Below are 7,220 nucleotides of genomic sequence, written 5' to 3' on the forward strand. Positions count from 1 at the left end.
AAATCGTCCCGATACATGGACTTCATATCCCAGATCTTCAGGGAATCAATGGTCAAATCGCCATTGGTGAAGAATTCCATTCCCGCATTGTCCAGGGAGGTGTAGAAGATGGTGTCGATAGCCGCTTCGCCATCATTGCCGAATACGTCAATGATAGACCAGTCCACCAGGATACGCAGCTTAATCTTTCCATCCGCTGTGGGATACAGCTGATAAGAGCAAACTTCATTTTTACCCCAATTGCCCGTCTGGCTCTTATCTACATAAAGCAGGTCAGACTCTGTGTTGTACTTCACAGTCAGCTGGTTGTCTCCACCTTTTCTCAGGTTGAAACCAAACTCGGTGGCTGTCTCGGGGGTAATGGTTGCCTCAATATCAAATTTCTGTCCGGCTAAGCCTTGGAGAATATTTTCATCGTCGGCGCCGACTTTCAGATTATCTACCTCATAAAAAGGATTCTCAGAACGATAGGCATTGATCTCCTCCGGGGCATAGGAGGTCAGACGGTATTCGCCGTTAATCAGCTTGAGCCCGGTCACCAAAGGCAGGGACTGGGCGCCTGTCCAATCCTTGCCATCCATGGCGGTTTCCTGCATCCAGCTGGTCAGCAGGGTGCGTCCTTTGGGGTCGTTGAACCACTTCATGGTGGCGTACATATCCGGTCCGCCATTGTAAGTGATCTGTCCAGTCAGAGGCTTAAAGGTATATTTCCCACCTTCTTTGACTAGGTCACCTACCACATACCATTTGCCGGAACCGTTGTAGACCCACTTGGTTTCTCCAGTACCCTCAACAGTCAGGGGGTATAAGCCCGGGCACTCAGAGGAGATCCTAGCGCCGTTTTCATAGTATAGGTCGCTTTCCTTTGTCCAGTGGATCAGGTCGGAGGATGAGAAGATCTGGCCGTCGCCGCCGGCCACAATCATCAGCCAGACACCGCCTGCCTCATAATCGTCATCCTCCTGCCACCAGACCTGGGGATCCCGGAAGCCGCCGCCATATTTATTCCCCTCGTTGCGCAGAACCGGGTTGCCGCTGTATTTGATCCAGGTCCGGCCATTGTCCAGGGAATAAGCTAAGGATTGTTTTTCGTTGCCATAGGTGGTGTCCCCGCCGCTGTGGGTAAAGATCGCCACCATCCGCTCATCCGGCGGGGTGCTCTCGTCAAAGAGTCCGCTGGTATTGTTCCTATCAATGACGCCGCAGCCAGAGAAAATGGCCCCCAGCTCGTCCGGGGTCATGGTCACCGGCATCTCCGTCCAGGTAATCAGATCTTTGGAAACCGCATGGCCCCAGCTCATATTCCCCCACACCTTGTCATAGGGGTTGTGCTGGAAGTACATATGGTATTCCCCGGTGCTGGCATTGTACATTAAGCCGTTGGGGTCATTGGTCCAGTTATATTCCGGAGTGAAGTGGAACTGGGGACGGAACTGCTCCTGGAAAGCAGTAGCCGGATCAGAAGCCTTTTTGATCTGGATGGTGGTAATGTTGGAAATTCCGGTCTCTTCATCTGTCAGCTTGACCAGGATATCATTGTATCCGGATTCCAGTGCCACTTCTTTAAATTCCCCGACTACAGCCGCCTCATCGTTGATAGACAGACTATAGCCGGCCTCTGCAGAAGCTTTGACCTGTACGCTTTCCACCGTATAGGGGACCTCTGCCGTGTAAGTGTAAAGGGAGGGGGAAAACTCCTCGTTGAGCTCTGCGCCCTCAATCTCCAAGCCGGTGAGCTTGGGGGTGGTGGCCGGGGTATACTCTACATTATTGAACACCACCTTGGCAAAGTGGCTCATAACACCGATATACCCGCCTTCAAACACATCACCGGTCTCCTGCCGGGAACCCACCAGTTCCCCGTCTAAATAGAAGTTGAACATGCCTCCTTCCAGCACCTCGACCCGGAAGTGGAAATTGGTCTTTTTCATCTCATCCTCTGTCAGGTTGCGGGGAATGGACCAAACTTCGGTTCCCGTGTTCTTAAAAAGCTTGGTAATGCGCATATTCTTGTCCACATTGACGCAGTACCAGCAGGAATAGGGATTATCCGGGTCCTTGACGCCGAATACCAGCCCCGCCGCATTACCTTCCAAAAGCTGCATATCGCCTTCCAGGATAAAGGCGCCAGAAGCTGGTACATTCAATTGTGACATATAAAACTGGTCACCGGTGCCCCCGTTGTTAGCCAGGAGGCCGTCCTCCGTCTCCATCCAGATACCGCCGGAGGCCGTCCATTCACCTTCGATGTTGGTGTTAAAATCGCCCTGGACCGGGGCATCGGTATTGTCAGTAAAGGAAAAATCGCTGTATTTGACACTGCGGTTATAGCCGACAAAGCCCACATAACCACCGGCAAAATTAGGCGCTGTGGTGGAAATGACAGGGTTTTCCATGTCGTTGACATAGAACTCCACATTTTTCGCCGCATCTACCGTCAGCTTTAGCCGGAGGTTTTCATAATCCAGCTCGCTGCTGTTAGGGATAGGGGCCACCACGTTAAGGGTATCCGCCCCCCGTTCACAGAAGACCCTGGCTTCGCCATTATTGACCATGGCGCCATACCAACCGCCAGCCGCAGGCTCCATCTCCTGGGCCGGGGCGCCGAAGAGAAGCCCAGCGTCGGCGGTAGCGCCTTCCTGATAACTCATGGTCGTCTCAAAGACAAAAGCGCCTGATTGTGTGGAGGATGCCACATAGTTATTGCCTTGGCCCGTATTGTTGAGGGTAAGGACCCCCTCCTCCAAGGAAAAGTCCCCGCTCCAGCCAGCCAGCTCTACCGGTCCGGCAGCGCTGACCATGGTCATCCCCGCGGGAACGACGCTCATCAGAGCAAAAACCAGGGCAAACAACAGGGAAAATCCTCTCTTTGCTCTCCTTCTCAATTTCTTTTCCTCCTTTTTCATGATCCTTACTTAAAAAAGTAAATGATTAATTCTATCTTATCATCGTCAAAAATTATTGGCAATATTTTTTCACAAACAAGAAGATTTTTTATTTGTTTTGTTTGTTTTTGCCTTAGTGATTCGTGCTGATCGCTGATATCTCCATTTGTTATAGGGATTTTCTTAAGCTTTCCTCCGATAGTGTCCTCCCTATGGGCGGCCTAATGGAGCCTATATTGGTCATAATTTTATCTCATTGTCATTCTTCAAAAGAATGCAGAAATTATTGTGATTGTTTTCGATTATTGATTCCCTTTTTGAGGTTACTTTTCTTTCTTGATTTTAGTTGATCGCTCTGATAGAATAGTAAAAAATGGACTTTTCATCATTGATTCTTTTGTACTAAATCACGGAAAAGAGGGATGGTTTTGTTTTCCGTCGATCGGGAAAAAATGATTTACAATTATCTGAAAGAACATGATACCGCAACAACTGAGGTTCTAAGCGAAATTACTGGCGCTTCTCTGGCGACAATCCGTCGAGATCTTAATCAGATGCACCAGCAGGGAAAGATCCTGAAAAAATACGGTGGAGCCCAGTACATTCCTCCAGAAAAAAAGCCAATCTCTCGGCTGGACGGCGAAGAAATTCCTGAAATTTATGCCGACAAGGATGCTATTGCTAGGCTAGCTGCGGAGCTCATCCAGGATCACAATACTATTTTTCTTGGTGCTGGCAAGGTCTGTTCCCTAATCGCTCGCTATATCCAGAACCGGAAGGGTGTCACGGTAGTCACTACCAATATTGACGCAGTTTTGGAACTAGCACAATCCAAAAATGCTAAGATACTCCTGCTGGGTGGTGATGTCAATATCCAAGACAATTTTATCGAAACCATCGGGGAATTCACCACTGATATGTTGCGCAATTTTTATTTTGATAAAGTTTTCATCAATATTGATGGAGTTGATCTCATCGCTGGCTATTCCATTGTCAACCGGCTCCATCTCCCCTTGTATCACTATCTTCTTGATAACTCCAAACAATTTTTCCTTACCGTGGATAAAAGCAAATTCAACAAACGTCATTTTGTCCACCTATGCAACCTGGATCGCATCCGCAATGTGATCATCAACGCCTCCACGGATGCCAGATTTATCCAGTACTATAAACAAAATGGAATTAACGTCTATCTAGCGCCGGACAGGAGGTAAAGGTATGTTCCGTAAGCTTGTTGCTATTGAACCTATCCATTTGGATCCCCATTCCGAAAAGGAATTGCAGAAGCTGGCGAAGGAGGTTCAGCTTTATCCCGACCTTCCCACTGATGACCAAGAAATTATCCGTCGCATTGGGGACGCTGACGGTGTCCTTCTCTCTTACACCAGCGGGATCAATGCCCAGGTAATCGCTGCTTGCCCCTCTATTCAATACATCGGTATGTGCTGCAGTCTCTATTCTCCCGAGAGCGCCAATGTGGATATCCGTTTTGCGCAGAGCCGCGGGATCACTGTATTGGGCGTCCGAGATTATGGGGATGAAGGTGTGGTGGAGTACGTTATCAGCGAATTGGTCCGGTTGCTCCACGGATTCGGGCCCCGCCAATGGAAAAATTATCCCACCGAACTGACTGGAGTAAAGGTGGGGATCCTGGGCCTGGGGACCAGCGGTTCCCTTGTGGGCCGCGGCATCCGTTATTTTGGCGCTGACATGTACTATTACAGCCGCACCCGCAAACCAGACATGGAAGAGGAAGGGTTCCAGTACCGAGATCTGGATACCTTGCTGCAGGAAGTGGATATCCTCTGCACCTGTCTCAATAAAAATGTGATTCTTCTGCATGAGCGGGAATTTTCCCTTTTTGGCAACGGAAAAATTATCGTCAACACGTCCATTGGCCCATCCTTTGATCTTCCCGCTCTAAGCCAATGGCTAGCCTGTCCTGATAATTATTTTTTATGCGATACCGAACTTGCATTGGGGGGTCCCTCTTTGAGAGAACTTCCCAATGTTTCCTGCGTAGGCAAATCCTCCGGGGCGTCCATTCAGACGACGCGACGGTTAGGGAAAAAAGTCATCCAAAATATTGAATCATTTTTTGGTACGTCTTCTCGCTGACTTGGTGGTATGATAAAAGAAAACGGAGAAAGGAAGAGATCATATGGCACAAAAACATCTTGCATTTCTGGTGATGGGACCTCACTATAATCCTGAGGAGCACAAAGCAACCTTTGTAACTTCAAAGCGCAACACCATTCTCTGTGGTGTTCGAGATTTTGATGAAGCCTGCGAGATGGTCAAAGACCTTGTTCAGAACAAGGATGTGGGAGCCATTGAACTGTGTGGCGCATTTGGACCTGAAAAATGCCAAAAACTCATTGAGCTGACCGATAACCAGATTCCTATTGGTTATGTGACCCACTTCCCGGAACAGGATGACCTGTTTGACGCCTTTTTTGGTAAATAAGTTTCGCAAAAAGCCATGTGGCAAGTGTGTCCATATGGCTTTTTTATTTAGTCTGATTTTCTCCCACGCCACTCTGCTTTGGGTTTATACATATCTGTATCGGCTTCTTCCATATATATGTAGGGCAGCGAAGAACTCCTATCCCCATAGTTCGGGAAACGCAAAGCAGAAAGGTGGATCTTTCCATGGTAGATCAGCTGATGACGGCATTGACCACCCTCAACGGTCAAGTAAACAGTTTTGTCTGGGGACCGTTTATGCTGGTGCTTCTTTTGGGAACCGGCATTTATCTTTCTCTGCGGACCAAATTTTTTCAGCTGACCAGGTTTGGACGAATGATCCGATGTACGGTAGGCTCTCTTTTTGCTAGACGGTCTTCAAAACCAACCGCCCAAAAGATCACCCCCTTTCAGGCTATGTCCACTGCCCTGGCCGGGACCATCGGGGTGGGAAATATTGTTGGGATTGCCACTGCTATTTCTCTTGGTGGCCCTGGCGCTGTTTTTTGGATGTGGATCAGCGCCTTTTTTGGTATGATGACCAAGTATGCGGAGGTGGCTTTGGCCGTCCGATTCCGTAGTACAGATGAAAATGGGCGATATTACGGCGGCCCTATGCTTTACATAGAAAAAGGGTTGCATATGAAGTGGCTGGCCTGTATCTTTTCGGTCCTTTGTGCCCTCGCCTCCTTTGGTATCGGCAATATGACCCAATCCAACGCTATCTCCGGTGCCCTAGAGGCGTCCTTTCATATTCCTCTCTGGATTTCTGGCGTGGCTGTCGCCACGATTACCGCCGCTGTCATTTTGGGCGGGGTCAAGCGGATTACCAAGGTTACCTCGGCTCTTGTTCCTATCATGTCTATCTTTTATATCCTTGGAACCTCGGTGGTCATCATCCTAAACTGGTCTGAAATCCCCCATGCTTTTGCTCTGATCCTTCAGGGGGCTTTTCACCCCGAATCAGCTGCCGGCGGCATCATCGGATTTACTGTTGCCCAAGCCATGCGTTATGGCTTCGCCAGGGGTGTTTTCACCAATGAGGCAGGACTTGGCAGCGCTCCCATCGCCCACGCGGTAGCGGATACCGATAACCCTGTGGAACAAGGATTCTGGGGGATGTTCGAAGTCTTTGTGGATACCATCGTGGTCTGCACCATGACCGCTCTTGTCCTTCTATCCTCAGGTGTATGGAACAGCACCATTCCCGATACAGCCATGGCTGCCGCTGCATTTTCCCAGGCTTTTGGAAAATTTGGAGGGTACTTTATTTCCATTGCTACTGCGTTGTTCGCCATCTCTGCCCTCTTGGGATGGTGCATGTATGGGGAACATAGTGTCGCCTACCTGTGTAAAAAGAGCTCATTTCCTGTACTCATTTACCGTACCGTCTTTATCTTTTTGACCGTTGTAGGCGCTACCATGAAAATTGATCTGGCCTGGGATATCTCCGATACTCTCAATGGGCTGATGGCGATTCCCAACCTGATCGGCCTGATCGGTCTCAGCGGGGTGGTCATCAAGATGACAAAAGACTATATTCGGGACCCTTCCAGTGTGCTCATGAAAAAATAACAAAGCAGCGGAAGCTTAGTTGCTTCCGCTGCTTTGTTATTCTCGGATGATAAGGATATTCTTTTCGGTTGGTGGCTGTAACCTTTCAGACCGATTTTCCCTTGGGTAACATAGGATTCCTAGGAAAATCAGCAACAATCCTAACAACACTGTGGCTATCCGGGTCATTATCCGTTTTCTCTGTTTCATCTGCTGCCCCCTTTTCTCTGACACAACATATGCTTTCCGATCGCGAAATAGTACGCCTCTAAAGCTTCTTGGAACTATTTCCTCGATAGTAAAATAGCTGTTATG

At 48.8% G+C, this 7,220-nt stretch carries 5 protein-coding genes; 4 read left to right on the forward strand and 1 reads right to left on the reverse strand.

Annotated elements, in window-relative coordinates; all coding sequences use genetic code 11:
* Positions 1-2,885 (reverse strand): GH32 C-terminal domain-containing protein (locus ACZ25G_RS02910; protein WP_463681476.1); only part of this gene is annotated, 2,885 nt, incomplete at its 3' end.
* 452 nt (positions 2,886-3,337) lie between these two features.
* Between ACZ25G_RS02910 and ACZ25G_RS02915 the strand changes: the two genes are divergently transcribed.
* From ACZ25G_RS02915 to ACZ25G_RS02930, 4 genes are all read left to right on the forward strand, one after another.
* Positions 3,338-4,099, forward strand: a complete 762-nt coding sequence (locus tag ACZ25G_RS02915; protein WP_463681477.1) for a DeoR/GlpR family DNA-binding transcription regulator — start codon at positions 3,338-3,340, stop codon at positions 4,097-4,099.
* Between the two features lie 4 nt (positions 4,100-4,103).
* Complete coding sequence (locus ACZ25G_RS02920) at positions 4,104-5,003, forward strand: NAD(P)-dependent oxidoreductase (RefSeq protein WP_463681478.1); 900 nt, start codon at positions 4,104-4,106, stop codon at positions 5,001-5,003.
* 43 nt (positions 5,004-5,046) lie between these two features.
* Entirely contained in the window at positions 5,047-5,352 is a 306-nt protein-coding gene (locus ACZ25G_RS02925; RefSeq protein ID WP_463681479.1) for a DUF6506 family protein, read from the forward strand.
* A 185-nt stretch (positions 5,353-5,537) separates the two neighbouring features.
* The gene (locus tag ACZ25G_RS02930) at positions 5,538-6,926 is read left to right on the forward strand and encodes an alanine/glycine:cation symporter family protein (protein WP_463681480.1); all 1,389 of its coding nucleotides are present in this window, start codon (positions 5,538-5,540) and stop codon (positions 6,924-6,926) included.
* Positions 6,927-7,220 lie beyond the last annotated feature (294 nt).

Source organism: Zongyangia sp. (assembly GCF_965361945.1).